At 71.9% G+C, this 26,144-nt stretch carries 20 protein-coding genes, 1 tRNA gene and 1 pseudogene; 12 read left to right on the top strand and 10 right to left on the bottom strand.

What is annotated here, in order from left to right; genetic code table 11:
- Positions 1 to 83: 83 nt before the first annotated feature.
- From ABTZ91_RS03900 to ABTZ91_RS03890, 3 genes are all read right to left on the bottom strand, one after another.
- Positions 84 to 449: an ATP-binding protein gene (locus ABTZ91_RS03900; RefSeq protein WP_352075513.1), complete on the bottom strand. Its 366-nt coding sequence runs from the start codon at positions 447 to 449 to the stop codon at positions 84 to 86.
- 179 nt (positions 450 to 628) lie between these two features.
- A complete protein-coding gene (locus ABTZ91_RS03895) occupies positions 629 to 1,048 on the bottom strand; it encodes an STAS domain-containing protein (RefSeq protein ID WP_352075512.1) in 420 nt (139 codons plus the stop codon).
- 147 nt (positions 1,049 to 1,195) lie between these two features.
- Positions 1,196 to 1,528: a hypothetical protein gene (locus ABTZ91_RS03890; protein ID WP_352075511.1), complete on the bottom strand. Its 333-nt coding sequence runs from the start codon at positions 1,526 to 1,528 to the stop codon at positions 1,196 to 1,198.
- A 327-nt stretch (positions 1,529 to 1,855) separates the two neighbouring features.
- Between ABTZ91_RS03890 and ABTZ91_RS03885 the strand changes: the two genes are divergently transcribed.
- Positions 1,856 to 2,230, top strand: coding sequence for a PRC-barrel domain-containing protein (locus ABTZ91_RS03885; protein WP_352075510.1), 375 nt, complete (start codon positions 1,856 to 1,858; stop codon positions 2,228 to 2,230).
- A 69-nt stretch (positions 2,231 to 2,299) separates the two neighbouring features.
- Here the strand turns inward: ABTZ91_RS03885 and ABTZ91_RS03880 are convergent, their stop codons facing one another.
- The gene (locus ABTZ91_RS03880) at positions 2,300 to 2,734 is read right to left on the bottom strand and encodes a MarR family transcriptional regulator (RefSeq protein WP_352075683.1); all 435 of its coding nucleotides are present in this window, start codon (positions 2,732 to 2,734) and stop codon (positions 2,300 to 2,302) included.
- A gap of 197 nt (positions 2,735 to 2,931) precedes the next feature.
- Between ABTZ91_RS03880 and ABTZ91_RS03875 the strand changes: the two genes are divergently transcribed.
- The 6 genes from ABTZ91_RS03875 to ABTZ91_RS03850 all read left to right on the top strand — a co-directional run bounded on the left by ABTZ91_RS03875 (position 2,932) and on the right by ABTZ91_RS03850 (position 8,880).
- On the top strand, positions 2,932 to 4,104 hold the full coding sequence (locus ABTZ91_RS03875) for a PP2C family protein-serine/threonine phosphatase (protein ID WP_352075509.1): 1,173 nt from the start codon (positions 2,932 to 2,934) through the stop codon (positions 4,102 to 4,104).
- Between the two features lie 127 nt (positions 4,105 to 4,231).
- Positions 4,232 to 5,128, top strand: coding sequence for an STAS domain-containing protein (locus ABTZ91_RS03870; protein WP_352075508.1), 897 nt, complete (start codon positions 4,232 to 4,234; stop codon positions 5,126 to 5,128).
- Entirely contained in the window at positions 5,125 to 5,544 is a 420-nt protein-coding gene (locus tag ABTZ91_RS03865; RefSeq protein WP_352075507.1) for an STAS domain-containing protein, read from the top strand. Before ABTZ91_RS03870 ends, ABTZ91_RS03865 begins: the two co-directional genes overlap by 4 nt.
- On the top strand, positions 5,544 to 5,987 hold the full coding sequence (locus ABTZ91_RS03860) for an anti-sigma regulatory factor (protein ID WP_352075682.1): 444 nt from the start codon (positions 5,544 to 5,546) through the stop codon (positions 5,985 to 5,987). The genes ABTZ91_RS03865 and ABTZ91_RS03860 overlap by 1 nt, the downstream gene beginning before the upstream one ends.
- Entirely contained in the window at positions 5,984 to 7,060 is a 1,077-nt protein-coding gene (locus ABTZ91_RS03855; protein ID WP_352075506.1) for a SpoIIE family protein phosphatase, read from the top strand. Before ABTZ91_RS03860 ends, ABTZ91_RS03855 begins: the two co-directional genes overlap by 4 nt.
- Positions 7,057 to 8,880 carry a GAF domain-containing SpoIIE family protein phosphatase gene (locus ABTZ91_RS03850; RefSeq protein WP_352075505.1) on the top strand — a complete coding sequence of 608 codons (1,824 nt, stop codon included), beginning with the start codon at positions 7,057 to 7,059 and terminating at the stop codon, positions 8,878 to 8,880. Before ABTZ91_RS03855 ends, ABTZ91_RS03850 begins: the two co-directional genes overlap by 4 nt.
- Positions 8,881 to 8,960: 80 nt before the next feature.
- Here the strand turns inward: ABTZ91_RS03850 and ABTZ91_RS03845 are convergent, their stop codons facing one another.
- The 5 genes from ABTZ91_RS03845 to ABTZ91_RS03825 form a co-directional block, all read right to left on the bottom strand.
- Positions 8,961 to 9,434 carry an ATP-binding protein gene (locus ABTZ91_RS03845; RefSeq protein WP_352075504.1) on the bottom strand — a complete coding sequence of 158 codons (474 nt, stop codon included), beginning with the start codon at positions 9,432 to 9,434 and terminating at the stop codon, positions 8,961 to 8,963.
- A 103-nt stretch (positions 9,435 to 9,537) separates the two neighbouring features.
- Positions 9,538 to 10,518 carry a polyphosphate kinase 2 gene (gene ppk2, locus ABTZ91_RS03840; RefSeq protein WP_352075503.1) on the bottom strand — a complete coding sequence of 327 codons (981 nt, stop codon included), beginning with the start codon at positions 10,516 to 10,518 and terminating at the stop codon, positions 9,538 to 9,540.
- Between the two features lie 54 nt (positions 10,519 to 10,572).
- The gene (locus ABTZ91_RS03835; RefSeq protein ID WP_352075502.1) at positions 10,573 to 13,119 is read right to left on the bottom strand and encodes an NACHT domain-containing protein; all 2,547 of its coding nucleotides are present in this window, start codon (positions 13,117 to 13,119) and stop codon (positions 10,573 to 10,575) included.
- Positions 13,120 to 13,481: 362 nt separating this feature from the next.
- Positions 13,482 to 18,305, bottom strand: coding sequence for a DNA repair ATPase (locus ABTZ91_RS03830; protein ID WP_352075501.1), 4,824 nt, complete (start codon positions 18,303 to 18,305; stop codon positions 13,482 to 13,484).
- A gap of 88 nt (positions 18,306 to 18,393) precedes the next feature.
- Positions 18,394 to 20,406 carry a flotillin family protein gene (locus ABTZ91_RS03825; RefSeq protein ID WP_352075500.1) on the bottom strand — a complete coding sequence of 671 codons (2,013 nt, stop codon included), beginning with the start codon at positions 20,404 to 20,406 and terminating at the stop codon, positions 18,394 to 18,396.
- A 523-nt stretch (positions 20,407 to 20,929) separates the two neighbouring features.
- On the opposite strand from ABTZ91_RS03825, the gene pucL reads away from it, so the two are divergent.
- Positions 20,930 to 21,850: a factor-independent urate hydroxylase gene (gene pucL / locus ABTZ91_RS03820; RefSeq protein WP_352075499.1), complete on the top strand. Its 921-nt coding sequence runs from the start codon at positions 20,930 to 20,932 to the stop codon at positions 21,848 to 21,850.
- A 177-nt stretch (positions 21,851 to 22,027) separates the two neighbouring features.
- On the opposite strand, the gene ABTZ91_RS03815 is transcribed toward pucL, so the two are convergent.
- A tRNA-Leu gene (locus ABTZ91_RS03815) sits at positions 22,028 to 22,115 on the bottom strand.
- A 304-nt stretch (positions 22,116 to 22,419) separates the two neighbouring features.
- Here ABTZ91_RS03815 and ABTZ91_RS03810 point away from each other — a divergent pair.
- The 4 genes and pseudogenes from ABTZ91_RS03810 to ABTZ91_RS03795 all read left to right on the top strand — a co-directional run bounded on the left by ABTZ91_RS03810 (position 22,420) and on the right by ABTZ91_RS03795 (position 26,125).
- Positions 22,420 to 23,439 carry a glycerophosphodiester phosphodiesterase family protein gene (locus tag ABTZ91_RS03810; RefSeq protein WP_407077891.1) on the top strand — a complete coding sequence of 340 codons (1,020 nt, stop codon included), beginning with the start codon at positions 22,420 to 22,422 and terminating at the stop codon, positions 23,437 to 23,439.
- Between the two features lie 69 nt (positions 23,440 to 23,508).
- On the top strand, positions 23,509 to 23,901 hold the full coding sequence (locus ABTZ91_RS03805; protein WP_352075497.1) for a hypothetical protein: 393 nt from the start codon (positions 23,509 to 23,511) through the stop codon (positions 23,899 to 23,901).
- 342 nt (positions 23,902 to 24,243) lie between these two features.
- Complete coding sequence (locus tag ABTZ91_RS03800; RefSeq protein WP_352075496.1) at positions 24,244 to 25,035, top strand: hypothetical protein; 792 nt, start codon at positions 24,244 to 24,246, stop codon at positions 25,033 to 25,035.
- Between the two features lie 87 nt (positions 25,036 to 25,122).
- Positions 25,123 to 26,125 (top strand): annotated as a pseudogene (locus ABTZ91_RS03795) (IS5 family transposase).
- Positions 26,126 to 26,144: the final 19 nt, after the last annotated feature.

Here is a 26,144-nt window from a genome sequence, read left to right as displayed (position 1 = left end):
GGGGCGCCGTGCGGCCGCCTCGCGCACATCGCGGCGCAGACAGGCGACCGGCGTACGGTGGACCTGCCGGGCGCCGGGACGTATCACCTCAGTGGCACCAACGCGTGGATGGATTTCCCTCCGGCGGCCGGCGTGACGGTGACCTCTTGGCTCAGGCGCCGGACGATCCGGAAGCCCAGTCCCCCGGGGCCCGCGCCTCCCTCACCGGTAGCGGCTGCGGTGGGCCAGGCCCGATTGCGGTCCGTGACGGTGATCCAGAGGCCCTCCTCAGCGAGGGACAACCGGAAAGCGCGTACGCCGCCGCCGTCCCGGATCGCGTGGGTGACCAGTTCGGAGGCGACCAGGAGCGCGTCGCCCAGGACGACGTCCTCGCTCATCCTGGGCTGGTCCTGCCACAACCGCTCGTCGAGAAATCTGCGCACCTCGTCGCGCGCGGCGGCCGCTGTCACGGGACGCCTCCGCTCCCCTGCCTGCCTCCCGACGGCGGCCTTTTCACGCGTTGTCATGGGCGACACCTCCTGCTCGCTTGAGTTGTCCGTATTGCCTACAGTTGCCCTTTCGTGTCGACTACACACCGTATTGCCCGGATGGCTCATCTCGGGCGAACCCGACCCAGTCCGCTCCCGGTCTACTCGTCCGCGCTCGCCTGGTTCACGGGCCGAGCCTCGGTCTCGGTGACGGCATCCTTCTGCCGCACGGCGGCGAGTGCTTCGTCGATGGTCTCGTGGATCGGGGTCGTCACCGTGAGGCCCGTGATCTCGAGGAGACGGCGGACGGCAGGCGTGGGAGCCACCAGATGCACGTCCCCGCCCCTCTCCCGGGCTTCTCGGACCGCCTTGATCACCACGTTGAGACCCGAGGAGTCCATGAAGCTCAGAGCCGACAGATCCAGTACGAGGTGTCGGCGCCCGTGCAGGAACTGATTGGCGACGTGATGGTGCACGAACGTGGCGGTGTCCACGTCCATTTCGCCGCCGACAGTCAGAACTGCCGTGACGTCGTCCCAGACCGTGACGTCGATGTCCAGGTTTTCCTCGTGAAGGGGCATGACTCCTGCTTTCCGTGAACGCGGTCGGTCCAAGCTGAGCGACGGATGCCCAGCTCACCTCACCCGCACACCCTCCCCCTTGCGCGCGGTGTTCCGCCGGGCCGTGCCCCGATGGGCACGAACCGCCGTGAGCACGACGGCGGGCATCTACCTGGTCGAGGAGGAAGAGCAGGTCCCGCCGCCCAGGGCCGGGCACTGCCAGTCAGCCGCGTCGATCGCATCGCCCGCCATGTCACTGAGGTGGAAGCAGTTGCCGTTGGCCCACACCGTGACCGAGTCCCGCCGATGGTCGACCTGGAACGGCTCGTCCCCCTGCAGCGTTCCGGGCCAGGAACCGTCTTCTGCCGGCGAGTGCGTGACGACGACGCAGGTCTGCCCCGGCAGGAGCTGGTAGGCATCGGCCCATGGCTCCACGGTCAGCTCCAGCGGCGCTTCGCTGTCGTTCCGGACCAGCAGCCGTGCCGTTCCCCCAGCGAACATCTCACGCACCTCTCGTTGCCCCGCGGGCGATCACCATGCGCCCGGTCGTCACTCACGACCGAATGATCGCAGGGGTGGTGACCGGCCCCGTCGGCACTTTGGGTACCGGGCTGACCACGGTCCACGGGTGGCTGCTTCATCGCCCTGGCCCGCGTGCCCAGCCTTGATCGTTTCTGGGTCCGGAAAAAGAGGTGGCCACGGCGGTCCCCGCCGTGGCCACCCCGCAAGGCCCGGGTGTGGGTCGCGGGGCGTCGGGGCAAGCGGTTCTCCTGAGGTCGCGGCGGGAATCGTCGCCGGACCACTGGAACGGGAAGAAGGAGATCAAGCATGACGGAGAACGCGTGGACCTACGGGGCGGCGGCCGGCTATCCGGTGGGCACGAACCTGGCCGGGTGGCGGGTCGAGGCGACCGACGGGCACATCGGCAAGGTCGACAAGCACTCGGAGGAGGTCGGTGACGCCTATCTGGTCGTCGATACCGGCGTATGGATCTTCGGGAAGGAGGTGCTGCTCCCGGCGAGCACGGTGACCCGGGTCGACCTGGAGGAACACACGGTCCACGTCGGTCTGACCAAGGAGCAGATCAAGGAGGCGCCGGAATTCCACTCCGACAAGCACCTCGCGGACCGGCAGTACCGGGAGGAGATCGCCGTCTACTACCGGACGGGCGGACCCTTCGGCGGCGGGCCGAGCCCCGTCTGACCGCGTCCGGCCTGCCGGGCCGGAGGCGTTTCGCACCCGGCCGGCGGCGCCTGTGCCGCGAGGCGTCGTTCAGGCGGTTCGGGTGTCCGCGTCGGGGGTGACCCCGTGTATCTGCGTCGCGGCCGCACGGCAGAACGCCTCCAGCCCGTCCAGCAGCGCGGTCCGCTTGGCGGCCGGCATGTCCGCGAGCACCTTCCGCAGCTCGTGTTCCCTGCGGGCGCGGAGGTCGGCGAGGAAGACGCGGCCCCGGCTGCTCAGGTGCAGGCGTACCTCGCGCCGGTCCTCCGGGCTCATGGCCCGCTCGACGAAGCCGGCCGCCTGCAGCCGGTCGCAGAGCCGACTGGTGGAGGGCGGGGTGGAGGCGAGCGTCTCGGCGAGGGTGCGCAGGTTGATGCCGTCGTGGTGTTCCAGGATGTGCAGCGCGCGCAGCTGGGACGCGGAGGTGGGCGCGGTCGACGCGCGGCCCCAGACGACCTCCAGCAGCTCGACGGCCGTGGTGGTCACCTGGGCGACCTCTTCGGGCTCGGGGCGGCGGCGGAAGGCGGTCACGGTCACACTCTCGCAGGCACTGGGGTGTCTGTCAGCGTACTAGGTGTTCTCGCCGGACACAGGGTGCCCGTGGGGCTCCTGCGTCCCGTTTCAGGGGCCCGTCCTCGTGATCGAGGGCGGGCGTCCACGGAAAGGACGGGTGTAATTCCCTGATGAACAGACTCATCGCCGCTGAGCGCGCGCTGCGCACAGCGGCTCCGCACGCGTTGCTCGACGCCGTCCGTGCCGTACTGATCGAGCAGTACGGCGCGGAGGATGTCGAGCTGTTCATGGCCGACTACGGTCTCACGGTGCTCCAGCCGGTGTCGGTGCTCCCGCACACCATGGAGCCGGTGTCCGTGCACAACAGCCCGGCCGGCCGGGCGTTCGGCTCGCAGGAGCCCTACCGCGAGGAACTGCGCGACGGACGGGCACGCCTCTACCTGCCGGTGAGTGTGCGCGGTGACCGGCTCGGCGTGCTGTCCGTGACGCTGCCCGGGAGCGACACCGCGCGGCGACGGGAGTCCGAGCTGGCCGAGATCGCCTGCGTCCTCGGGCACGAGGTGATCGTGGCCGAGCGGGACACCGACCTCTACCTGCAGGCCCGCCGCAAGGACCGGCTGACCCTGGCCGCCGAGATGCAGTGGCAGCTGCTGCCCGGCCGCTCCTGCTCCCGCCCCGAGTACGAGCTGGGAGCCCAACTGGAGCCCGCCTACGCCATCTTCGGCGACAACTTCGACTGGTCCGCCACCGCCGACCGCCTGATGCTCTACGTCACCAACGGCATGGGCGAAGGCATAGAGGCGTCGCTGCTGACGAACCTCGCCATCAACGCCCTGCGCAACGCCCGCCGCGCCGGCATCTCCATCGCCGACCAGGCGGCCCTGGCCGACCAGGCCGTCTACGCCCACTACCAGGGACAGCGCTACCTGTCCGTCCTCATGCTCGACTTCGATCTCACGACCGGCCGGGCCGGCGTCGTGGACGCGGGCTCACCCCGACTGCTGCGTCTGCGCGACGGCGTCGTGGAACGCGTCGACTTCGAGGCCCAGTTGCCCCTGGGGATGTTCGAGGAGACCGACTACGTCGCGCAGGACTTCCACACCGAACCCGGCGACCGGCTCGTCTTCGTCAGCGACGGCGTCCACGCCGTGGCCTCTCCCCAGGGCGAGGCGTACGGGGAGCAGGCGCTCACCCGGGCCATCCACGCCACCCGCCTGCTGCCCGCCGCCGAGGTACCCCGCGCCATCCTGCGCGAACTCACCGGCCATCGCGGCGGACCCGCACCGGCGGACGACGCCCTGGTCGTATGCCTGGACTGGCACGGAAGGGCTCCCCGCCGCTGAGCGCCACCGTCCGCGATGATCGCGTGTTGTTCCGTTCAAGCCCGCACGCTACTGTTGCCATGTTGCAACAATCGCTCGACGGCCCGCCGTCCGGCAGGCCTTCCGGGCTCACCACAGCAGGGAGACGATGCAGGTGGCGCAGCACGAAGCGGCCCTCGACGTGACGCGGGAACTGGGTGACTTCCTGGAGCAGCGGCGCGAACAGATCGCCCAGCGGTGGGCGGAGTCCCCCCTGTTCCGTACGGTGTTCACCGTGTCGCGCGACGAGGCGGTCGAGGCGTGCAAGGCCGTGGTGGACGCCCTGGCCGACGTGGCCCGCAGCGGGCGGCTGGAGGACGTCGCCGCCCCCGGTTTCGGCTCGGCGCGGGAGCAGCTCGGCCGGATGGCGGCGTCGAGGGGCCGGGCCGGCTTCGGGTCTTCCGAGATCGCCGGGGAGGTCGCCGGCCTGCGTGAGCCGGTCACCGCCCTGCTGCGCGCGGAGTACGAGGATCCGTCCGACGAGCGTGCCCACGCGTGCGAGCTCGCGCTGACGATCCTGATGGGCACCCTGCGGCTGGTCGTCCTGCAGACGACGGTCAGCGCCGGCGAGGAACTGATCGCCCGGCAGCGCGAGCAGCTCCTGGAGGTGGCCACGCCCGTCATCCGGCTGTGGGACGGTGTCGTGGCGGTGCCGCTGATCGGCACCCTGGACAGTGCACGGAGCCAGATCGTCATGGAGAGCCTGCTCGAGGCGATCGTGGACCAGCGGGCCCGGTACGCCATCCTCGACATCACCGGCGTGCCGACCGTCGACTCGCTGGTCGCCCAGCACCTGATGAAGACCGTCGCCGCCGCCCGTCTGATGGGCGCCGAGTGCATCGTCTCCGGCATCCGCCCGGCCATCGCCCAGACCATCGTGCAGCTCGGCATCGATCTCGGGTCGATCATCACCCGCGCCGGTCTCTCCGACGCCCTCGCGTACGCGCTCACCCAACAGGGCATCGTCGTGTCCCCGCGCCCGGCCGCCGGAGAGAGCCCGCGGTGACGGGGCCCTTCGCCATCCAGCCGGGACCGGTGCCCGTCCTGGCACTGGGCGACGTCCTGCTCGTCACCGTGCAGGGTGAGCTGCACGACACGGCGGCGGAACAGCTCCTGCAGGACCTCACCCAGCGCATCGCGACCAGCCCGACGCCGGTGGGCGGTGTGGTGATCGACATCTCCGGAGTGGAGATCGTCGATTCCTTCCTCGGCAGGATCCTCGCCGAGATCGCCGCGACCGCACGCCTGCTGGCCACGCGGACCGTGCTGGCCGGCATGCGCCCCGCCGTCGCGATCACCCTGGTCGAGCTCGGCCTCACGCTGCCCGGCCTGGACACGGCCCTGGACGTCGAAAGGGCCCTGTCCCTGCTGGGCCGCCCCTCCCCGGCGGCGCCGTCGACCCATCCGGAAGAGGGCGCGTGATGCATGCCCCGTTCGTGTCGGCCACGCGCCTGACCATCGGCTCGGACGCCGATCTCGCCTGGGTGCGCCAACAGGTGCGGCAGGCCGCGGCCGCCCTCGGTTTTGGGCTGGTCCAGCAGACGAAACTGGTCACCGCGGCCAGTGAACTGGCCCGGAACACCCTCGTCCACGGCGGCGGCGGCCACATGGAGATGACGCCCTTGGAGGGAGCGGGCAGCCGCGGACTGCGGCTGTCCTTCGTCGACCGGGGCCCCGGCATCCGGGACCTCGAACTCGCCATGACCGACGGCTACACCACCGGCGGTGGTCTCGGCCTCGGCCTGAGCGGGTCCAAACGCCTGGTCGCGGAGTTCGCCATCGACAGCCGCCCCGGCGAGGGCACCACCGTCACCATCGCCGACTGGGTCTCGGGTCTGCCCTCGCCCCGTACGGGAGCGCCGTGAGCAGGGTCTGGGACATCCCGGTGCAGGACTCCACCCGGGTACGGGACGTCCGCGTCGCCGCCGAGGCCGCCTGTGCCCTCGGCGGACTGGACGCCCACGCCACGGCGGTCGCGGCACTGGTGGCCACCGAGCTCGCCACCAACCTCGTCAAACACGCGGGCGGAGGGCGCGTCGTCATCAATCTCGTCGATCCGGTCTCTCCGGCCGACGACGCGCTCTGCGTGCAGATCACCTCCCTGGACCACGGGCCGGGCATCGCCGACGTCGCCGCCGCGCTGCGGGACGGCGCCACCACCGCCCGGTCGTCCCTCGGCGCCGGCCTCGGCACCTGTCTGCGCGTCTCCCACGGCTTCGACCTGCACAGCAGGCCGGGCCGGGGCACCGTCGCCGTGGCGCGCGTCGGCGGGGAGCGGCTCCCCAGGGGCGCCTCGTCCCGCTCACGGCCCGGCTCGCGCCGGCCGGGCGTGCGCGCCGGGGGCGTCACCGTTCCCCTGGCCCACGCCGAGCACTCCGGCGACGCCTGCACCGCGGTGCGCTCCGGGTCCCGGATCACCCTGATGCTCGCGGACGGGCTCGGGCACGGCAGCAAGGCGGCCCAGGCGTCGACCGCCGCCGTCGAGGCCCTGCGCCGGAGCCCGGACCTTTTGCCGGCCGAGATCCTGCGGCGGCTGCACACCGCGCTGCGCACCACGCGAGGCGCCGCCGTCGGGGTCGCGCAGCTCGACGAGGACACCGGCCGGCTGTCGTTCGCGGGAGTCGGCAACATCGGCGCCAGGCTCCGTACCGCCGACGGATGGCAGCACCTCGTCTCCCACCCCGGGATCGTCGGCGCCCACTTCCCCGCCACCGTCCCGGTGCGCGGGGCGGCCTGGGGGCCGGACCGACTGCTCGTCCTGCACAGCGACGGCCTCCCCAGCCGCTGGGCGCCCCCGAACGATCCGGAGCTCCTCACCCACGACCCGGCCGTAGTGGCCGCGGTCATCCTCCGCGACGCCGGCAGCGCCGCGCGCCCCGAGCGCGACGACGCCTGCGTGGCCGTACTGGCCCCTGCCCCATCGGATGGGAGTCCATGACCGCACCCACTCACGTCTGGAAGCTGACGTCGCTCGCCGACGCGGCCCGGGCCCGCGCCGCTCTCGACCGGATCGTCACCGAGGGCGGTGCTCCGGCGCCGGAGCGCGCCCGCTTCCTCAGCTCCCTCACGGCCCGGCTGCGTGAGTCCGTGGCGCGGGGCGAAGGCGGGGAGCTCCTCCTCGGCGTCCGGCCGGGCCCATCGCCCGACGGAGGCCGGCTCGACATCTGGCTGCGGCCGGCCGGGGCGTCCCGACCCGGCGCGCAGGACGCGCCGACCGTCACGTGCGCCCTGCCGCACCCTCCGGCCGGGGACGGCCTGAGGGAAGGCCCGCGGGGCGGTCTGCCGCTCCCCGAGGCGCTGCTGCGCGCCGACGAGAACACCGCGACCGTGCTGCGTCTCCTCGACGAGCAGGAGGACCTGGTGCGGCTCCACCGGGAGGAACTGCACAAGACCAATCAGGGCGTTCTGGCGCTCCACGCCGAGCTGGAGGCCGCGGCGGTGGCCCAGAGGGAACTGCTGGAGGCCGAACGGGCCGCCCGCGCGGAGGCCGAACGGGCCCGCCGCCTGCTGACCTTCCTCGCCGACGCGAGCGCCGCCATCACCTCCTCCCTCAGCCCGACCGCCGTCCTGCGCCGCCTGGCCGACATGCTCGTACCGGAGTACGCGGCCCATCTCGACGTCTGGCTCTTCGACGAGGAGAACGAGGACCCCGACGGCAAGCACGCTCCCCGGGTACGCGGGCGTTCGGCGGCAGCCGTGGCCGCCGTCCGCACGGGCCGTCCCCAGCACGCCGCCGACCATCCCGGCGGGCTGCCGGGGACGGACGACCTCCCGGCCTCCGCGCTGTCCCCGGATCGGCCGCTTCTGGCGATCCCTCTCGTGGCGCGCCGGACGCTGGGCGTGCTGAGTCTGACCGCGCCGGGTGCCCGCTTCGACGCCGACACCGGGGTGATGCTGGTCGAGCTGGCCCGCCGCGTCGCCGTCGCCCTGGACAACGCCCGCCGCTACGAGCGGTACCGGGACACCGCCGAGGCGCTGCAACGGGCGCAGCTCACCGATCTGCCCGACCTGCCCGGCCGGCTGCTCGCGGCCCGCTACCTGCCGGCCACCCGCGGCCTGAACATCGGCGGTGACTGGTACGACGCCTTCGTCCAGCCCGACGGCGGCCTCCTGGCCGTCATAGGGGACGTCACCGGCCACGGGATGCACGCCGCCGTCGTCATGGGGCAGCTCCGCACCGCGCTACGGGCCTACGCCGTCGAGGACAGCAGCCCCGCCGCCATCCTCACCAAGCTGCACCGCATGCTCGGACACCTGGAACCCGAGCTCTACGCCACCGCGATGATCGCGCGCTTCGGGCCGGACGGATCGGAGGTCGTCTGGGCCTCCGCCGGCCACCCGCCCGCCGTGGTGCGCGCCGCCGACGGCTCCGTACGCGTCCTGGACACCAAGCCGGGCGTCATGCTGGGCCTGCCGGTGCCCTTCACGTACCAGGACCACCGAGCCGACCTGCCTCCCGGCTCGTCCCTGGTGCTCTACACCGACGGCCTGGTGGAACGCCGCGCGGAGGGCCTGGACCCGGGCATCGAGCGCCTCGGCCGGGCGATGGCCGGGCTTGACGCCGAGGAACTGGACCACGACCTCGACGCGGCGGCCGACACCCTGCTCAAGCAGCTGCTGCACGACTCCGAGCACGAGGACGACGTCTGCGTGCTCCTGTGCCACACGCCGGCCGCCGCCGTACAGCGGCCCCTCGGGAGGCGAAGGGAGCTGTCGGTCGCCGCGATCGGCGAGGACGTCACCGCGGGCCGGCGGTGACGCCGCGGGGCGAGAGAGGTGACGCCTCTCTCGCCCCACGGACCTGCGTGCCGCGACCGGTCTCCCGTCTGCCGGACGGTTCAGAGCCGGCGGCCCGCCCGGTCCGCGCCGGTATCGTCGGCCAGCTCGATCACCGTGGTGATCCGCTTGCCCACGGGCTCGCGGTGGACGGCGAGGCTCCGGCTGACGGCCATGACCAGCTCCAGGCCGTGCTGGCCGATCCGGGACGGGTCGGGGGGAAGGATCGCGGGCGGGGTCGGGTTGGCGTCCCATACGGTCACTTCGACCGTGCCACCGGCGACCCGCAGATCCAGCAGGCAGGGGCCGGGCGCGTACTTGCGCGCGTTGGTCACCAGCTCGCTCACCACGAGCTGGACCGTGCTCATCACGCGCCCGGACACCGGCAGCCCGTGCACGGCCTGCACGTCGCCGAGAAAGCCACGGGCCAGATCACGAGCCCGTGCGATGTCGTCGCCGCCCTCGAACGCCGCCGACACCGCTACGGCGCTCTCGACCAGCGAGAGCCTGCCCTCGCCGCCTACTGTCTTTTCCATACTCGGTCCGCCTCGCACCCGCATCCCTGCATCTCGGGCCCGCCTACCCCCGAATCCGAACATCAGGCACACCCGTTTTCCGCGCATGGACCACCCTCCCGTGTCACGGAGCGGGGTCGTGGTGAGGGTGGAGGCCGGGGCCGAGGGGAGGACCGGCCAAGGGGGTGGGAGAGAGGTCGGTGGGTTCCTCGCCCGCCTCCAGGAGCGTGTCGGCGGCGCCGACGATGAGGTCGTCGGGGCGTCCCACCGCCTCCGGGTCCTTGCGGTCGTAGTCGATCCGCCACAGCAGGCTGCGCATCGCTTCGAGGCGCCCGCGTCGTTTGTCGTTGCTCTTGACCACCGTCCACGGCGCGTGGTCGGTGTCGGTCGCCCGGAACATCTCGACCTTGGCGGTGGTGTAGGCGTCCCACAGGTCCAGTGAGGCGAGGTCGGTGGGTGAGAGCTTCCACTGCCGCACCGGATCCACCTGCCGGATCGCGAAGCGGGTGCGCTGTTCGCCGCGGGAGACCGAGAACCAGAACTTGACCAGCAGGATCCCGTCCTCCACGAGCATGGCCTCGAAGGCGGGGCACTGCCGCAGGAACAGCTCGTGCTGCTCGGGGGTGCAGAACCCCATGACCTTCTCGACGCCGGCGCGGTTGTACCAGGAGCGGTCGAAGAAGACGATCTCGCCGGCGGCCGGCAGGTGGGCGACGTACCGCTGGAAGTACCACTGCCCCGCCTCCCGCTCGGTCGGCTTGTCCAGGGCCACGATCCGGGCCCCGCGGGGGTTGAGCCGCTCGGTGAACCGCTGGATCGTGCCGCCCTTGCCCGCCGCGTCACGCCCTTCGCAGATCACCACCAGCCGGGCGCCGGTGTCCTTCACCCAGCGCTGCAGCTTCAGCAGCTCGATCTGCAGGATCCGCTTGGTCCGCTCGTACTCCGCTCGGCGGATCTTGTGGTCGTACGGATAGTTCTCCCGCCAGGTCCGGATCGGAGCGCCGGAGGAGTCCAGCAGCACGGGCTGTTCCGGCCGACGGTCGTCCACGCTGAGCCCTGCCAGCAGGTCCTCGGCTTCGGCTCGCGGCGTCTTCTGCTCGTCCACGCCCGGCGCTTACCCGCTTGCGCGCCCTGTATGGCCGCGCGCGGTGTCGGCGCGTCATCTGCCCGCCGGAGGCCGTTGCCATCGTTCGCCCGCGAAGCGTACGAGCGCGTCTTCCAATTCGGGTGGGACCGTCGCGTCGTCCGGGTCTCCGGTAGGGCAGTCGAGCGGCCACAGCGGCACCCAGCCCGTCCTGTTGACACGGGTCCGGGGCCCCGGAGCGGCCTCTGCGGTGAGCCGCAGGTGAAGCATGACGGTGCCGTCGTCCGCCTTCCCGGGCACCGGTTCGAACAGGCGCGGTGCGACCTCCGCGACCTCCCGCCACTCGAAGCGGGACGTCCGCCTGCCCGACGCGTACGCGATCCCGTCCTCGTCCAGGCGCAGCTCGGCGCGCCGCCAGGTGAGGGGCGGGATCAGCAGGTCGACGGCGAGGGGAAGCACCACGAAGAAGCCCACGGTCTGCACGGCGCCGGGATCGTGCCAGCCGTCGTCGTAGGTGATGAGGCCGGTCCACACCAGCGCCATCGTCCACATCAGCACGTACAGGGCCGGCTGCCCTCTGGGGACCCGCACACCAATGTAGCCGGGGATGCGGACGGACTGCGGCGTGCTGCTCACCGGGCGTAGCGGGCGGACCGGCCAGGGTGCGCGGGTGGCGGCGCGGCGCCGGCGCGCCGGGACGCCGCCGCGCTGACGGGCCGCGAAGCCCTCCTGGATCCGGGCGTGACGGAACTGGTAGACGCCGCCGACCTGTCGCAGCAGGCCCACCCGGCGCGCGTCCTCGAGGAACGCCATGGTCGACCACGGCAGCCTGCCCAGGCCCGCGAGGGTCACCTTCGCGAGCAGCCACTGCGTCCAGGGGCTGAGCGCCGCGATCACCGCCGCCGCCCCCGCTGTTCCGGAGATCCAACTGCCGAGCAGCACGATCCGGTCGGGGACCTGGACGACGGTCAGGGTGCCGATGGCTCCGATCACCGGTGCGACTCCGAGCACCATGAGTACGGTGCTGGCCCGCTCGCCGCTCAGCAACGCCCGCGGTCCGACGGCCTGCGCGGTGTCGGCGGGCGCGCCGACGACCATCATGAGCAGCGGCGGAACGATGAAGCCGAGCGCCATGAAGGGTTCGTCCTGCGCCAGGAGCAGGACGATGGGGGCCAGGAACAGCAGAAACCAGAACAGGCCGGGGATACGGGAGCGGTGCCGGCCGAACAGGGCGAGCCTGCGGGGCAGCGGCCCCTTCCACAGCTGCGAGAGCAGCAGGAGCATGCCTCCCATGATTCCGAACATCATGGAGGCCGTCGCTCCCGCGGCCACCTGGAAGGCCTGGAACGGATCGCCTCCGGTGATCCAGTCGTGGAACCACGAGGAACCCGCCATCAGCAGGACGTAGCCGGCCACCAGCGCCGGCGCCTTGAGGAAGGTCGGCGACTTCGCCCGGTGCAGCTCCCACCAGGCGAGTTCCTTGGTCCTCGCCGCGGTGAGATGGGCGGCCAGGAAGCCGAGGGCGCGCTGCGCCTGCGCGTGCCCCCACTCGCGTACCGGATGGGGCTGGTGGGGCGAGGCGGGCCCGGCGGGGAAGGCCGCCGGAACGAGGGAGTCGAGCAGGTGCCGTTCGAGGGCCGCGACGTCGGGGAAGCGGGATGCGTCGGCGAGCTCGCCGGGATCGGCGTCGGCGCGGGCGTACACCGTGCGGGCCAGCCACAGCATGAGCGGGGACGAGAGGGCCCTGGCCGACACGGCTTCGGGGTGGCGGGTGATGTGGTCCAGGAGCCCCTGCCAGCGCTCGGTGCGCTGAGGGTGCGAGGAGGCGCGCAGGTACGCCGCCGCCGCGGGCCCTTCCACCGGCTGGGCCTTGATCACGGCCGCCGCCTGCAAGACGGCTTCCTCCGCGACGAGTTCGGTGTACTCCGTCGTACGGGAGGTGAGGATGAGCGGCGTGCTGTCGGCGCCCGCCCTGTTGAGCCCGGCCAGTGCCGCGGACCGCAGCGGGCGCGGTAGTTCGTCCAGGCCGTCGAGGACGGGGAGCACCCGCCGGTCGCGGACCAGTTCGCGGATCCTGGCTCGGTCGAGGTCCCTGCTCAGGCCGACGTACTCCTCGTGGACGCGGCGCGCGAGCCAGACGTCGAAGTGTTCCTTGTTCGCGTCCCAGGAGGAGACGAGGAGCGGTACGGGGACGGGCCCCGTCCCCTCGTGCAGGCTCAGCAACTCCAGCGTGAGCAGGATCGCCAGGGACGTCTTGCCCGTGCCGGGACCGCCGATGATCACCAGGCGCCGGGCGGGCAGGGCCTGGAAGGCCGCGGCGAGTCCGGCGAGCCCCGCGGTGCTGCCGGCCAGGTCCGCCCCGATGTGCTCGCGGTGATCGGCGACCGTCCAGTCGGCTCGCCAGCCCACCGCGAGCCTGGCGCTTCCGGCCAGGCCGAGGGCCCCCGCCTCGTCCCGCCACTGGGCGAGCACCAGGCGCGCCAGCTCGGCGGCGGCGCGGTCCTGCGGCGTCTGCGGCAACGGCAGATGCAGGTGTACGGCACTGAAGTCCCGGCCCTGGATCACGTACGTCGCGTTGCCCGAGAACACGTTGTGCACGTCGCCCCGTGCCTGCTCCGACATGGCCCCTCAGCCCGTCCTCGTCCGCGGTCCACAGGAAGGCCTCGGGCGGCCCCGCGTGGGAGGCGCGGACGCCTGAAGGCCGGTCGGCGCCATCACGTCAGGCCCCCGTCACGGCAGCCACATCCACCGCCTGCTGCCCGGCGGCGCCCGCCGTGCCACTGGCCGGCGCCGCAAGGAGCTCGGCCGTGATCGCTTCCATGGTCCTCCGTCCCCCCGTAGTCCCTTCCAAGAGACCGCCGTGCCAACGGAGTTGGCCCGGCGGACGAGCACCGAGGCGCACTGTCCGAACGGTTCCTGCCCGGTTCCCACGGCGCTCGAACCTCCGTGTCGGGGAACCGCGATGACAGGGCGCCGCCTTCTCGTCATCCCTTCCTCCTGCCCTCGTGGCGGGGACCGGTCGCCCGGGTGATGGCCGCCTCGACGGCCGTGATCCGGTCCGCCAGCAGAGCGAGGACGGCGATGGCCCGGCCCGTCGGGTCGTCGCCCGCCCCGCCGAGGGCGCGCGTGCGGGTGTGGGCGGCGGTGATCTCCGCCCGGCGGGTGGCCTGGTCGGGGGTGAGGGTGCCGCGCAGGGCGGCGAGTTTCAGGAGGTTGGCCTCGGCGTCGCCGGTGAGGGTCTGGGCCTCCGCCCGGTAGTGGTCGTCGATGACGGCGGCGAGTTCGTCGTCGTTCATGGCGGGTGAGATCCGGGCCGCGATCTTGTTCATGTTCCGGTAGGAGCCCTGGAGGCGGAACGGCGGCTCGGTGCGGGCGTCGTCGGTCCGGGCCGCGGAGGCGATGTAGGCGTCGTTGACCGCCAGGACGGTCGCCCGTGCGGTCAGCAGGTGCCGCAGGACGGCGAGGATCCGGTCGAGCTCGGCCGGGGTGTACGGATGGCCGAGACGGTCACGGCTCGCGGTGGGGTCCGCGACGGCCAGCCTGGTGAGCAGGTCCAGGTCCGCCCGGTCCCGGCCGGCCAGGGGGGCGAGATCCGGGTGGGAGGTGAGCGCGTTCTCGACGAAGCTGAAGGCGAAGGCGTCCTCCTTGCCGGTGAGGACGTCGCCGAGGTTCCACACGTCGGCGCGGTTGGCGAGCATGTCGGGGACACGGAAGCGCTGCCCCGACTCGGTGTAGGGGTTGCCGGCCATGCAGACGGCGAAGCGCTTGCCGCGCAGGTCGTGCCCGGCCAGGCTGCGGGTGGCGTCGCAGAGGGGGATGAACTTCTGCAGGAACTCGGGCGAGCAGTGCTGGATGTCGTCCAGGTGGAGCATGACGTTGTTGCCGGCCGCGAGCGCGAACGCGATCTTCTCCAGTTCGCGCCGGGCTCCCGCGTCGGGCGCCTCGGCGGGGTCGAGGGAGGTGGTGGCCTGCCCGAGGGCAGGGCCGTCGACCTTGACCAGGAGCAGGCCGAGGCGTTCGGCGACGTACTCGACGAGCGTCGTCTTGCCGTAGCCGGGCGGCGACAGCAGCAGGAGCAGTCCGTGGTGGTCGGCGCGCCTGGTGTCGCCGGCGGCGCCGAGCTGCTTGGCGAGGTTGTCGCCGATGAGGGGCAGATAGACCTCGTCGACGAGCCGGTTGCGGACGAACGAGGACATGACGCGCGGACGGTGCTCGTCCACCCGCAGGCGGGTGCGTTCGGCCGCGACGAGCTTCGCCCTGCGTGCCTGGTAGGCCCGGAAGGCCGGGACCTCGTGGGCGCTGAACGCGCCGGTGCGGTGGAGGAACTCGTCGAGGCGGAGCTCCAGGGAGCCGCCGCGCAGCCGCGGGTGGCTGCCGAGCAGGCCGGTGACCGTGGCGCCGGTGGGGCTGTCGACGTCGTAGTGGTCGAGCGAGGGGCACAGCTCCACGGCGACGGCCTCCGCCACTCCCGCCGCGGGCCGCTCGCCGGACGCGGCCGCGTAGGCGTGGAGCCAGCCCTCGACGAGCTGCCGACGGGCCGCGAGGTCCGGGAGCGCGGCGAGGTCGTCGTCGTACGCGCGCGTGCCCACCGCCCTGCGGAACTTCTCGAGGAGGGTGCGCGCCTCCGCGGAGACCGCGAACCCCGCCGGCTCCGTCGCGAGTTCTTCGACGAGGTACGCGGCGGCCGACGGGTCGCCGATCTCCTCGGCCAGTTCCCGGCGGAGCGCGTCGAGGGCCGGGGCCGCGCCGAAGAGCTCGCGGGCCCGTGTGAGGGAGACGGCGCGCCGGGACCAGGCGGCGCGCGCGTCGTCGGTCGTGCCGTACGCCCAGAACAGCTGGGCCGCGGCACGGGCGGCCGCCGGGTGACGGAGCAGTCCGGCGCCCTCGCGCAGCCGGAGCACGGCGGCGAGGATCGCCGCCGCGTCGTGGTCGTGGACCCCGCGCTCGTACCCTTCGTCGTACGCGGCCTCCGCGGCCTGCCGCGCGAGGGCGGGCAGGTCGGCGGTGGCCAGGGTGTCGGCACCGTGCTCGGCGAGGAGCCGGGCGGCCAGGTACTCGGAGCGGTAGACCTCCGGGGACTCCGAGGGCAGGGTCCGCGTCCAGTACGGGCGGGTGGCCTCGAAGGCGGGGTCGGTGACCGGGCGGCGGTAGTCGGTGCCGGTGAGGGCGAAGGCCAGGGTGTCGCCGTAGGGGACCAGGGTCAGCTCGGGCGCCTGGCGCTGGACGGCGAAGCGGTGCCGGCCGAGGCGGATGGTGTCGCCGCCGTCGGTGTACAGCTCGGTGCGGTCGCGCAGGGCCCGGCCTGCCTCCTGGCGGGCGGCGGTGAGCCGGCCCTCCAGCTCCCCGGCCCGCACCTGGTCGCCGAGCTCCCGCAGTTCGGCGGCGGTGCGGCGGACCTTGGCGACCATGGGGTCGGAGGCGAAGTACGCGTGGACCTCGTCGCTGCTGTCGAGGTTCGCGGCACGCCGGGCGACCGCTTCGAGGATCCGGCCGGCGGACTCGGCCAGGCGCTCGGCGCGGCGGGCGCGGGTGTCGGTGAGGGTCTGGCGGCGCGCGGTGAAGGCGTCGTGGATCTCGGTCCGCTTCTCGGCGAGTTCGCCCAGGAAGCCGTCGTGGTCGGCGAACCGGGACTCGAGGTTCTCCAGTCGCAGCAGGAGACTGCCGAGCTGGGTGTCGCAGTCCTCGGGGGTGGATGTGGCGGCGAGCGCGCCGGTGACCCCCTCGGCGAGCAGGGCGAACTCGGCGGTGAACGCCGCCCGGCCCTCGCGGTCGAGGAGCTCGGCGCGCCGGGCGGTCAGGGTGGCCCGGGCCCGGTTGAGGCCGCCGAGGACGTCGGCGACGCGCTCCAGGATGGAGGTGCGCACGGTGGCGTCGGCGATGTCCAGGCCGGCGACGACCTCGCTGAGCGTCCGCAGCCCGAGCACGTGCTCGTCGAGGCGGCCGGCGAGTTCGCGGGTCGCGGCGACGCTGTCCGCTTCGGCCGCTGCGACGGTCAGCCGGTCGGCCTCGGTGGCGTGGGTGGTGAAGGCGTCCTCGCGCCGGAGAAAGGCGACCGCCCGCTGAGCGGCCGAGACGATGTCGTCCTCGGCCCGCCGGGCCAGGGCGTCGACGGCGTCGGTGTCCGCGTACCGCAGCTCCTTCACCGTCAGGAGGTGGCCGTGGGCCCGGCGCAGTTCGGTGAGGCGGGCGATCCACTCCTCGGCGGTGGACGGTGACTCCCCGCGGACCTGCCGGACGAGCCGGGTGACGCGTCGCTCGGCCTCCGCCAGGGCGTCGGCGGCCCGCGCCGTGAGGGCGGCCACCGTCTGGAACCCGGCGAGGACCTGCTCGGCGGTCGTCCGCAGCTCGGCGAGCGGGGTGCCCAGGTCACCGGTCCCCGGATCGTCGAGCCAGTGGTGGGTGTCGGCGGCCCGGACGCAGGCGGCGAGCAGCGCCTCGTACACCTCGCCGGTCGGGGCGGTCTCGGTGGCCTGCCGTGCGATGGCGAGGCAGTCGGAGATGCCGCGGACGAGGTCGGCGTTGCCGATCCGGGCCAGGGGTCCCGTACCGGCCGGAGGCAGGTGGGTGTCGGCGGCGAAGGGGGTGCGCCAGAGCTGCACGGGATGGACGCGGCCCGCCTCGGTGCCGGTCCCCCGCAGTACGGCCATGGTGCCGTCGTCGAGCAGCGCGTGCGCGCGGCCGGTCACGGGGCGGGCGATCTCCTCACGGACCCGGTTGTACGGCAGGAGCAGGCACCGGCCGCCCTCGGGGGCACGGAAGGCGTACAGGACGTCCTCGCCGTGCGGGGAGGTGACGGCCCCGTCGTACTCCATGCCCTCCGTGTCGGTCTCGAAGGTCTTCACCGTGCCGTCGGCGAGGCAGTACCCGCCCGGGAACACGACGCCCCGGTCGTCCGGGAGCCGCAAGCAGGCCCGGCCGAGGCCGTCGAGGCGGACGACCCCGCCGGTGAGCGAGTTGAAGACCAGGTGGCGTGCGGTCTCCTCGCGGTACGGCAGGACCCGGACGAGGACCAGCGGGCCGACGACGGCGTGGGCGACCTCGGCGTCGGCGAGGGACTGCAGGGGCTCGTCGACCGGCTCGGCGTACACGCCCTCGGCACTCTCCGTGTCGTCGTCCGTCTTCACGGTGAGGGTGCCGCCGACCGTGGAGACGTACAGCCGCCCGCCGAGCGAGATGTGCGGGTGCCGGCCCGGCACGTGGTCCTCGCGGGCGGCGGCGATCCAGTCGACGTCCTGACCGGACGGTGCGACGAGGTCCCGGTCGCCTCGGGCGTCCAGGAACCGGCACTCGCCCGACGGAGCGACCGCCCAGCGCAGGACGCGCAGGTCGTCGGTCTTCCCGCCGGTACGGAAGACGGCGAGCAGACGTCCCTCGGTGCGGTGCAGCCGGACGAGGCGCGCACCGCGGAAGTAGCGGTGCAGGGCGGTGAACTCCCGGACGAAGGCCGGGTCGTCGAGGAGTCCGGGCACGGCGTCCTCGGACAGGGCACTGAGCTCCCGGTCGTACAGGGCGAAGACGTCGCCGACGCGGAGCTCGGTGTTCTCGGCGACGGGCGGCCGGGTGCGGCCGAAGAGCAGCCGGCCGCCGACGGACACCGCGTCCGTCAGGACGCAGGGGTCCTCGGTCCGTGCCTGGCCGGTCCCGGTGAGCTCCAGCTCGCCGGAGCCGAACTCACGGGCCCGGTCCTCGTTCAACGCCTGGGCTCGTGCGGCCAGTTCGGCCGCCTGCACCGCGAGCCGGTCGCGCAGCAACGCGTACGCGTCCGCGTCGACACCGTGCGCCCCGGTGTGCGCGCTCGTCGTGTTCATCCCGCCGTCCCTCTCCACGTCTCCTCCGAGGAGGACCGGTGCCAAAACCCCCGTGCCCGGCACCGGCCCTCCTGGCCCCCGTCGTCCGTCAGCTCGTGGCCGTGCCGTTCAGTGCCCCGGCGACCGGCTCGTCCGCCGGCGTCGCCGGGTCGAGGACACCGGACTTCATGACCTTCGCGAGCAGCGCGGACACGCTGAGGTTCTGGACGTCGGCCGTGGACAGGGAGCCGAGCACCCTGGTCAGGTCCTCGGTGAACGAGCCGTCGCCGTTCAGCCACGCCCCGGCGAGGGTCTGCGCCGTCTTCGAGTGGTCCATGAAGCCGTCGACGGACCGGCCGAGGGAGACCGACCGCACGAGCCGGTCGAGGAAGACGGACTCGCCGCCGACGATGTTGATGTCCGCGTTCTCCAGGCCGGTGGCCAGGACCGTCGCCTGGGCCTCGGCGACCTGCCGCTGCACGTCGAGACCGGCGAGCCGGACGTCCTTCTCGGCCTCCAGACGCAGCCGGAACTCCTCGTGCGTACGGGACGCCTCGTCGAGCGCGGCCATGGCGGCGGCCTTCTCCGTGAGGCCGGCGGCCTCGGACTTGAGCTTCTCGCCGATCGCCTCGGCCTCGGCGAGCGCCTTGGCCCGCAGGCCCTCCGCCTCGGCGAGCAGCCGGGCCTGGGTGGCGTCGGCCTCGGCGCGGCCGGTCTTCTCGATGGCGGCGGCTTCCCGCTCCCGTACCTGTGCGGCGGCGAGTCCTTCGGCCGCGGCTTCGGCCTGGACGCCCTCGGCGAGGCGGATCTTGGCGCGGGCGTCGAGGTCCGCGGCCTTGTTGCGTGCCTCGGCGAGGGTCAGCTCCTCCGCGGCCCGGTGCACGGCGGCCTGCTCGGCCGCCTCGGCGGCCTTGATGTCCTTGACCAGCTTCTCCTGGGCCTCCGCCTCGGCGCCGATGACCAGGGCCTGCCGCTCGCGCTCGGCCTCCTCGACCACCCGCAGCCGCTTGATCGACTCCTCCTGCTCGGCCACCGTGCGGTCCACCGCCACGCGTTCGCGGATCACCTCGGCGATCTCCCGGCGCTCGGCCTCGACCTCCTTGTCGGCGGCGATCCGGGTCAGTTCGGTCTCCCGCTCGCGGGCGATGACCTCGAGGAGCCGGTCCTTCTCGATCCGCTCGCTCTCGATGGCGATGACCCGCTCGCGGTTCTTCTGCGCGACCGCCACCTCACGGGCCTGGTTCTCCCGCTGGACGCCGAGCTGCTCCTCGGTGCGCAGGAAGGCGCTCTGCGCCCGCAGCCGCTCCTCCTCCACGACCTTCGCCGTCTCGGCCTCCTCCTTGGCCCGTACGGTCTCGATCTCGCGCTTCTGCTTGATCTCGGCGTCCGCCTGGCGCCGTTCCAGCTCCAGGATGGCCTCGCGGGCGTCGACGTTCTGCCGCGTGATCTCCTTCTGCTCGTTCTGGCGCAGCTCGTTGGTGCGGACGTTCTCGACGGCCGTGAGCTCGGTGATCTTGCGGATGCCCTGGGCGTCCAGGATGTTGCCGGCGTCGAGCTGGGTCAGCGGGGTCTGCTCCAGGTAGTCGATGGCCGCGTCCTCCAGGCTGTAGCCGTTGAGGTCGATGCCGATCACCTCGATGATCCGGAACCGCAGCTCCTCGCGCTTGGTGTAGAGGTCGGTGAAGTCCATCTGCTTGCCGACCGACTTGAGCGCCTCGGAGAACTTCGCGTTGAACAGCTCCTGGAGCGTCGCCTTGTCGCTCGCCCGCGCCGTGCCGATCGCCTGGGCGACCTTGATGACGTCCTCGGCCGTCTTGTTCACACGGACGAAGAACGAGATGCGGATGTCGGCGCGGATGTTGTCCCGGCAGATCAGTCCGTCCCGTCCGGTCCGGGAGATCTCGATGGTCTTCACCGAGATGTCCATGACCTCTGCCTTGTGCAGCACGGGCAGGACGACCTGTCCGGTGAAGGTGACGTCGACCTTGCGCATCTTGGAGACGATCAGGGCCTTGCCCTGTTCGACCTTGCGGAAGAGCCGGCTGAGCGCGAAGACGACCGCTACGGCGAAGAGGAGGACCACGGCGACGAGCACGCCGATGCCCACGGTGATGGCATCCATGAGAGAACCCCGTGTCGATGGAAGTAAGGAAGAAGGAGGACGGGCGCTGCCGCTCAGGCGGCGCCGCGCGAAGTCCGGCCGGGCCGGACGCAGCGCGAAGTCCGGGCGGGCCGGCTCTGCCCGGCGGCACCATGCCGGAGAGGTCGCGACCGGGCCATGCCCGCCCTCCCCCGCCCTCGTCTCTTCCGGAACTCGGCAGGGCGCCCAGGGTGCGCCGCCGCCAGAGGCATTCTGACCCTCGGGCCCCTGCGGGCGCATTGCCGGTTTCCGGCAATCTTTACGCCTTCTTGATGCCGAAGCCGCGCCCCTTCGGCACGGCCCGCACGCCCCACCCCTTGCCGAACGCGGCGTCGGCGTGCTCAAATCCGTGGCGTCACCTACGGACCGGGATGCGTGTCAGTCCCGGGGCGGCCCCGGGGCGCGAGGCCGGACGGCGGGGAGCGCGGCGCGATGCGTGCGCGCTGGACGCCGGGCGTACGGGAACCACGTTTCCACGTATTCGCGTACCCGCAGGAGCTGCACCATGAGCAAGCACGTCCTGGCCCAGAACCAGTACGGCAAGGCCGAGAACCGCATCGTCAAGATCACCCGTCAGGGCAACGAGGGCGCCTGGCACGAGATCCGCGACCTGAACGTCTCCGTCGCCCTGCGCGGCGAGTTCCGCGAGGTCCACCACACCGGCGACAACGGCAACTGTCTGCCCACCGACACCACGAAGAACACCGTCTACGCCTTCGCCAAGGAGCACGGCGTCGAGTCCCCCGAGGCCTTCGGCATCCTGCTCGCCCGGCACTTCGTGAACTCCCAGCCGGTGATCCACGAGGCGCAGATCCGCGTCGAGGAGTTCGCCTGGGACCGCATACCGGTCCCGACCCGCCCCGAGCAGCACTCCTTCGTCCGCAAGGGCCAGGAGGTGCGCACCGCGCAGATCACGTACAGCGGCAGCACGGGCCAGCTCCAGGTCATCTCCGGCCTGAAGGAGCTGACCGTCATGAACTCGACCAACTCCGAGTTCCACGGCTTCATCAAGGACCGCTACACGACCCTCCAGGAGGCGTACGACCGCATCCTGGCCACCAAGGTGACCGCACGCTGGGCCCACTCGGTGGCCGCCGCCGGCGCGGACGACTTCGACTGGGACCGCTCGTACAAGCAGGTCAGGCGCCACATGCTGGAGGCCTTCGCGGAGACGTACAGCTACTCGCTCCAGCAGACCCTCAACGCCATGGCCGAGCGGGTCCTCGACCACTGCCCGACGGTCAACGAGGTCCGCCTCAACCTGCCGAACAAGCATCACTTCCTCGTCGACCTCGAACCCTTCGGCCTGAAGAACGACAACGAGGTCTACTACGCCGCCGACCGCATGTACGGACTGATCGAGGGCACCGTCCACCGCGACGGCGTCCAGCCGGTCATCGCCACCAGCGACTGGATCACCGCCTGATCCGTCACACCGAGACGGAGCGGGGCCGCCCCGCCACACGGCCCCGTTCCCTCTCCCGCTTCCTCCCGGCCGGGGAGGAGCGACGAACATCCCGGTGAAACGACGGCATCCCGGTGAGCCGTGTGGCTCACCGGGATGCCGTGAAGAGATGGGAACGACGCGGAAACGTCGTCACCGTGGTGTCCGAGGGGGGACTTGAACCCCCACGCCCGATAAAGGGCACTAGCACCTCAAGCTAGCGCGTCTGCCATTCCGCCACCCGGACGGGGTGTGTGCCGTCCGGGGCGTTGGCCGCGGCGACAGGGATCAATCTACCAGGTGTTCGAGCCGCACCGCACCACGTTTCCCGTGGTCAGGGCCGTGCGGGCGGGCGGCGGGCGGTGCGGGGGCGGTGCGGGGCGGGCCGGGGGTTTTGTCGGCGTTCACATGTTGGCCGTACGGCCGCCTTCCGGCGGCGGGGGCCCCGCTCTACGGTCGCCGCGTCACGTTCGTCCCCGACAGCGGGAGGTCCCATGTTTCCGCGCCGTACGACCGTCGTCCCGGCCGTGGTGCTGGCGGCGGCACTGGCGATGACGCCGGCCGCGGCAGCGCCGGCTCCCGCCGGGCCGCCGACGCTGCCGCCCCAGAAGACCCACTTCGACGTGCAGGCACACCGGGGCGGCCTCGGGCTCACCACCGAGAGCACCCTGGAGGGCTTCGCCAAGGCGCTGCGGCTCGGTGTGACGACGCTCGAACTGGACACCCAGATCACCAAGGACCTCAAGGTCGTCGTGACCCACGACCGCAGGGTCAGCGCCCACAAGTGCCGGGACACCGGCCCCGTGACGCCGGGCGACCCGATGTACCCGTACGTCGGCCGGTACGTGAAGGACCTGACGCTCGACCGGATCCGCACCCTGGACTGCGGCTACCGGCAGCTGCCCGGCTTCCCCGAGCAGGAGCGGATCGCCGGGGCCCGCATGGTCGAGCTCAAGGACGTGCTGGGCCTCGTCAAGGAGTTCCGGGCGCACCGGGTCACCCTGAACATCGAGACCAAGGTCGAGGCCGGCGCGCCCGAACAGACCGCGCCGCGCACCCTCTTCGTACGACGGGTCCACGAGGAGATCCGGGCCTCCGGGATCGGACGTCAGGTGACGATCCAGTCCTTCGACTGGGGCGCGCTGAAGGAGATGCACCGGATCGCGCCCGGGTATCCGCTCGTGGCCCTCACCAACCACGACTTCCTCCAGGTGGGCCTGCCCGGTGCGTCGCCGTGGCTGGGCGGCATCGACGTCGACGACCACGGGGGCGACTTCGTCGCGGCGGCCGCCACGATCCCGGGCGTGACCGCGCTGTCCCCCGTCTACGGCTTCCCCCAGAACGGCACGGTCGGCGACCCGGCCTTCCGCTTCTACGTCTCCCCGCGCATGGTCGCCGCCGCGCACGCCCGCGGCCTGAAGGTCGTGCCCTGGACCTGCGACGACCCGGCCACCATGGCCGCGTTGATCGACATGGGCGTCGACGGCCTCATCACCGACCACCCCGACCGTCTGCGCCGGGTGATGGCCGACCGCGGCATGCGACTGCCGAAGGCGTACGACCACCGCTGACCCCTGCCCCCTGCCCGCCGACCGCCGACCGCCGACCGGGCGCCGTGCCCGGTCCGGGATACTGCTGCGATGTCGCAGACCTCGTCACCCCTGTTCGTGCGCTACCAGGGCACCGTACGCAGTCCGCGCGGGCACTTCCCCGGCGTCTTCGCGCTGGCCAACGGCCTGGCCCGGGAGGGGCGGCTCAGCGAGGAGCAGTACCGCTTCTGGCGGGCCGCCAACGACTGGTACGACGCCGCCTACCCGGATCCGTCCGGCGCCGACCCTGCCGTCTACGACCACGAGGTGAACCCCGGCGCCGTCGCCTGGTTCAAGGCCTCGGCGACCCACCTCCTCGACCGCGTGCCCGGCTATCTGGAACTGCTGGCCGCGCACGGGGTGCCGTGCGTGCGGGTCGAGTCGGCGGACCCCGGGCGGATCGTCTACGAGGACGACGTCCAGGTCGTGGCCGTACCGCGCTAGGGCGCGTATTTGGCTGCGATCAAGGGGCGGTCGGGTGAGGTCTTTGATCAGATCACCGAGGCACGGAGGTGCTGGCGGGGATCTCACCGGACCAGGCTGGGATACCCCCAGGCCTTCAACCGGTTGATCAGGGCCCCGACGGTGTTCCGTTCCTTGTAAGGGGGCAGTGTTGTGGCCGACGGACCAACCATCCTTCTTGTCCTTCGCCTTCCCGGTTGACGGACTGTCCCGCAGTCAGGACGAGCCACCCCAGAGCGCTGACGCAGTAGCCTGCCGCTCGCGATAGGTTCCCCAGATGCGAAGACGAATGACGTCACGTCGCCCCCAGGAGGTCGAATACGGATGGTCTCTCCCCAGATACTTCGCGGCGGCGACGCCGAGACAGTGCTCGATGCAGACGGTATTCGGATGGTCAACCGCACCTCCCGCACCGAGATCCCGTTCGTGGTGGTCCAGGAAGCCCGGACCGACGGTGAGCGGGACGTCGAGATCGTGCTGACCGACGGGGTCGTTCATCGGGTGGACGGCGGCAACGCGACCGCCGCCACCGCGTTCGTCACCGCGCTGATCGCTGCTCTGCCCGAGCAGCGGGACCCGGTTGGAAGTGCCCGGGTCACCGTCACATCTCTGGAAAAGCCGCAAGAGGAGAAGAAGGACGAGTCGAGGCTGACGGACTATGTGTCACTGATGATCCTCGGCACCCTTGTTCTCACGTATGTCGGGTACGCGATCTGGGTAGGCGTCACCCATGGGCCGGAACTGATGTTTGTGATCGGCGGTGCGGTCCCGTTCTTCAGCGGCTTGCTCATGCTGCTCTTCGCAGCGGAGGAAGCGCGGCTACAGCTCCCGCTGAGGAAGCGCGGGATCACCGTGGTCGCCAGGCTCGACTTCAGGACTACGGACGGGGCCGCCTGGTACAAGTACACAGACGCCGACGGCGTCGAGCACAACCACCGGAGCAAGTTCCGCGGACCGCAGCCTCCGCTCGCCTACGACCCGCAGAGACCCGGTGGGGCTTCCACGGATCTGGTGTGGGGCCGAGTGCTGTTCAAGATCTACGCCCGCAGTACGGCCGGACTGCTCCTGTTTTTGGCCGGCGGCGCATTGGTGCTGGTGCCGCTCATGCCGAGCTGAGAGCGTTCCAGGCACCAGCGAGCGTCGGCTCGACCCAATCTGCGCGATGGACCCTCGCCGCGGTCCTGATCCGATAGATCGTCTTGTGTGACGCGAGCCCAACTGGCGGACAGAGAATGGGAATTCATCGGGCCGTACCTGCCGATCGGCAGGTACGGCCCGTATCCCACGCGGCTGCGGCAGCAGTTCGAGGGCGTGATCTGGCGGTTCCGGACCGGCGGGCAGTGGCGGGAGATGCCGACGGAGTTCGGCGCCTGGTCCACTGTCCACAACCGCTTCCGGCAGCGGCGTGACGCTGACGTGTTCGAGGCCCTGCTGGAGAGCCTGATCGCGAGGCCGCGAAGCGGGGCGAGGTGGACCTGTCACTGGTCAGCGTCGACTCCACCAGCGCCCGCGCCCACCACGACGCCGCCGGGATGTACCTGGACCCAGACCTCCTCACCGCCCTGGAAAACGCCGCTGTCGAGGAGGAGAAGGCCAGGACAAAGGGCGGCGGCCTCGAAGAGCAGAACGGGCAGGACAACGAAACCGATCCCGAGCGAGAGGAGCGGCGACGCGTCCGGCATCGCCGAAAACTCCGGATGAAGGCCGCTCTCCTGGGACGATCCCGCGGCGGGCAGACCAGCAAGGTCCACCTCGCCGCCGACCGCAGGTGCCGCCCGCTGGCGCTCGTGCTGACCGCGGGGCAGGCCGCGGACAGCCCGCGATTCCTCCCCGTACTAACAAAGATCCGGGTCCGCGGCTCGGTCGGCCGCCCCCGCACCCGGCCGGACGCGGTCGCCGGGGACAGGGCCTACTCATCCCGCGGCAACCGCGCCCACCTGCGCAGGCGCGGCATCAAGGCAGTGATCCCGGAGAAACGGGACCAAACGCCAACCGGAGGAAGAAGGGCTCCAAGGGAGGTCGGCCCATCAGCCACGACGTCGGCCTCTACAAGGAGCGGAACACGGTCGAGCGCCTGATCAACAAGCTTAAGGCCTGGCGGGGAATTGCCACCCGGTACGACAAGACCCCGGACAGCTACCTCGCCGGCCTCCACCTACGCACCTCGCTGATCTGGATCAAAGACCTCACTCGAACCACCGATTGATCACGACTCGACACGCGCC

Source organism: Streptomyces sp. NPDC126499 (genome assembly GCF_040302485.1).
Classification (GTDB): domain Bacteria; phylum Actinomycetota; class Actinomycetes; order Streptomycetales; family Streptomycetaceae; genus Streptomyces.
Note: the sequence above shows the minus strand (reverse complement) of the source record. Positions and strands in the feature narration are given on the sequence as shown.

What these genes read in the sequence shown, in the direction of transcription:
- ABTZ91_RS03895 (WP_352075512.1), bottom strand. Translation starts at nt 1,048, where the DNA reads ATGCCCCTTCACGAGGAAAACCTGGACATCGACGTCACGGTCTGGGAC.
- ABTZ91_RS03890 (WP_352075511.1), bottom strand. Translation starts at nt 1,528, where the DNA reads ATGTTCGCTGGGGGAACGGCACGGCTGCTGGTCCGGAACGACAGCGAA.
- ABTZ91_RS03885 (WP_352075510.1), top strand. Translation starts at nt 1,856, where the DNA reads ATGACGGAGAACGCGTGGACCTACGGGGCGGCGGCCGGCTATCCGGTG.
- ABTZ91_RS03875 (WP_352075509.1), top strand. Translation starts at nt 2,932, where the DNA reads ATGAACAGACTCATCGCCGCTGAGCGCGCGCTGCGCACAGCGGCTCCG.
- ABTZ91_RS03870 (WP_352075508.1), top strand. Translation starts at nt 4,232, where the DNA reads ATGCAGGTGGCGCAGCACGAAGCGGCCCTCGACGTGACGCGGGAACTG.
- ABTZ91_RS03860 (WP_352075682.1), top strand. Translation starts at nt 5,544, where the DNA reads ATGCATGCCCCGTTCGTGTCGGCCACGCGCCTGACCATCGGCTCGGAC.
- ABTZ91_RS03850 (WP_352075505.1), top strand. Translation starts at nt 7,057, where the DNA reads ATGACCGCACCCACTCACGTCTGGAAGCTGACGTCGCTCGCCGACGCG.
- ABTZ91_RS03845 (WP_352075504.1), bottom strand. Translation starts at nt 9,434, where the DNA reads ATGGAAAAGACAGTAGGCGGCGAGGGCAGGCTCTCGCTGGTCGAGAGC.
- ABTZ91_RS03835 (WP_352075502.1), bottom strand. Translation starts at nt 13,119, where the DNA reads ATGTCGGAGCAGGCACGGGGCGACGTGCACAACGTGTTCTCGGGCAAC.
- ABTZ91_RS03830 (WP_352075501.1), bottom strand. Translation starts at nt 18,305, where the DNA reads ATGAACACGACGAGCGCGCACACCGGGGCGCACGGTGTCGACGCGGAC.
- ABTZ91_RS03825 (WP_352075500.1), bottom strand. Translation starts at nt 20,406, where the DNA reads ATGGATGCCATCACCGTGGGCATCGGCGTGCTCGTCGCCGTGGTCCTC.
- pucL (WP_352075499.1), top strand. Translation starts at nt 20,930, where the DNA reads ATGAGCAAGCACGTCCTGGCCCAGAACCAGTACGGCAAGGCCGAGAAC.
- ABTZ91_RS03810 (WP_407077891.1), top strand. Translation starts at nt 22,420, where the DNA reads ATGACGCCGGCCGCGGCAGCGCCGGCTCCCGCCGGGCCGCCGACGCTG.
- ABTZ91_RS03805 (WP_352075497.1), top strand. Translation starts at nt 23,509, where the DNA reads ATGTCGCAGACCTCGTCACCCCTGTTCGTGCGCTACCAGGGCACCGTA.
- ABTZ91_RS03800 (WP_352075496.1), top strand. Translation starts at nt 24,244, where the DNA reads ATGGTCTCTCCCCAGATACTTCGCGGCGGCGACGCCGAGACAGTGCTC.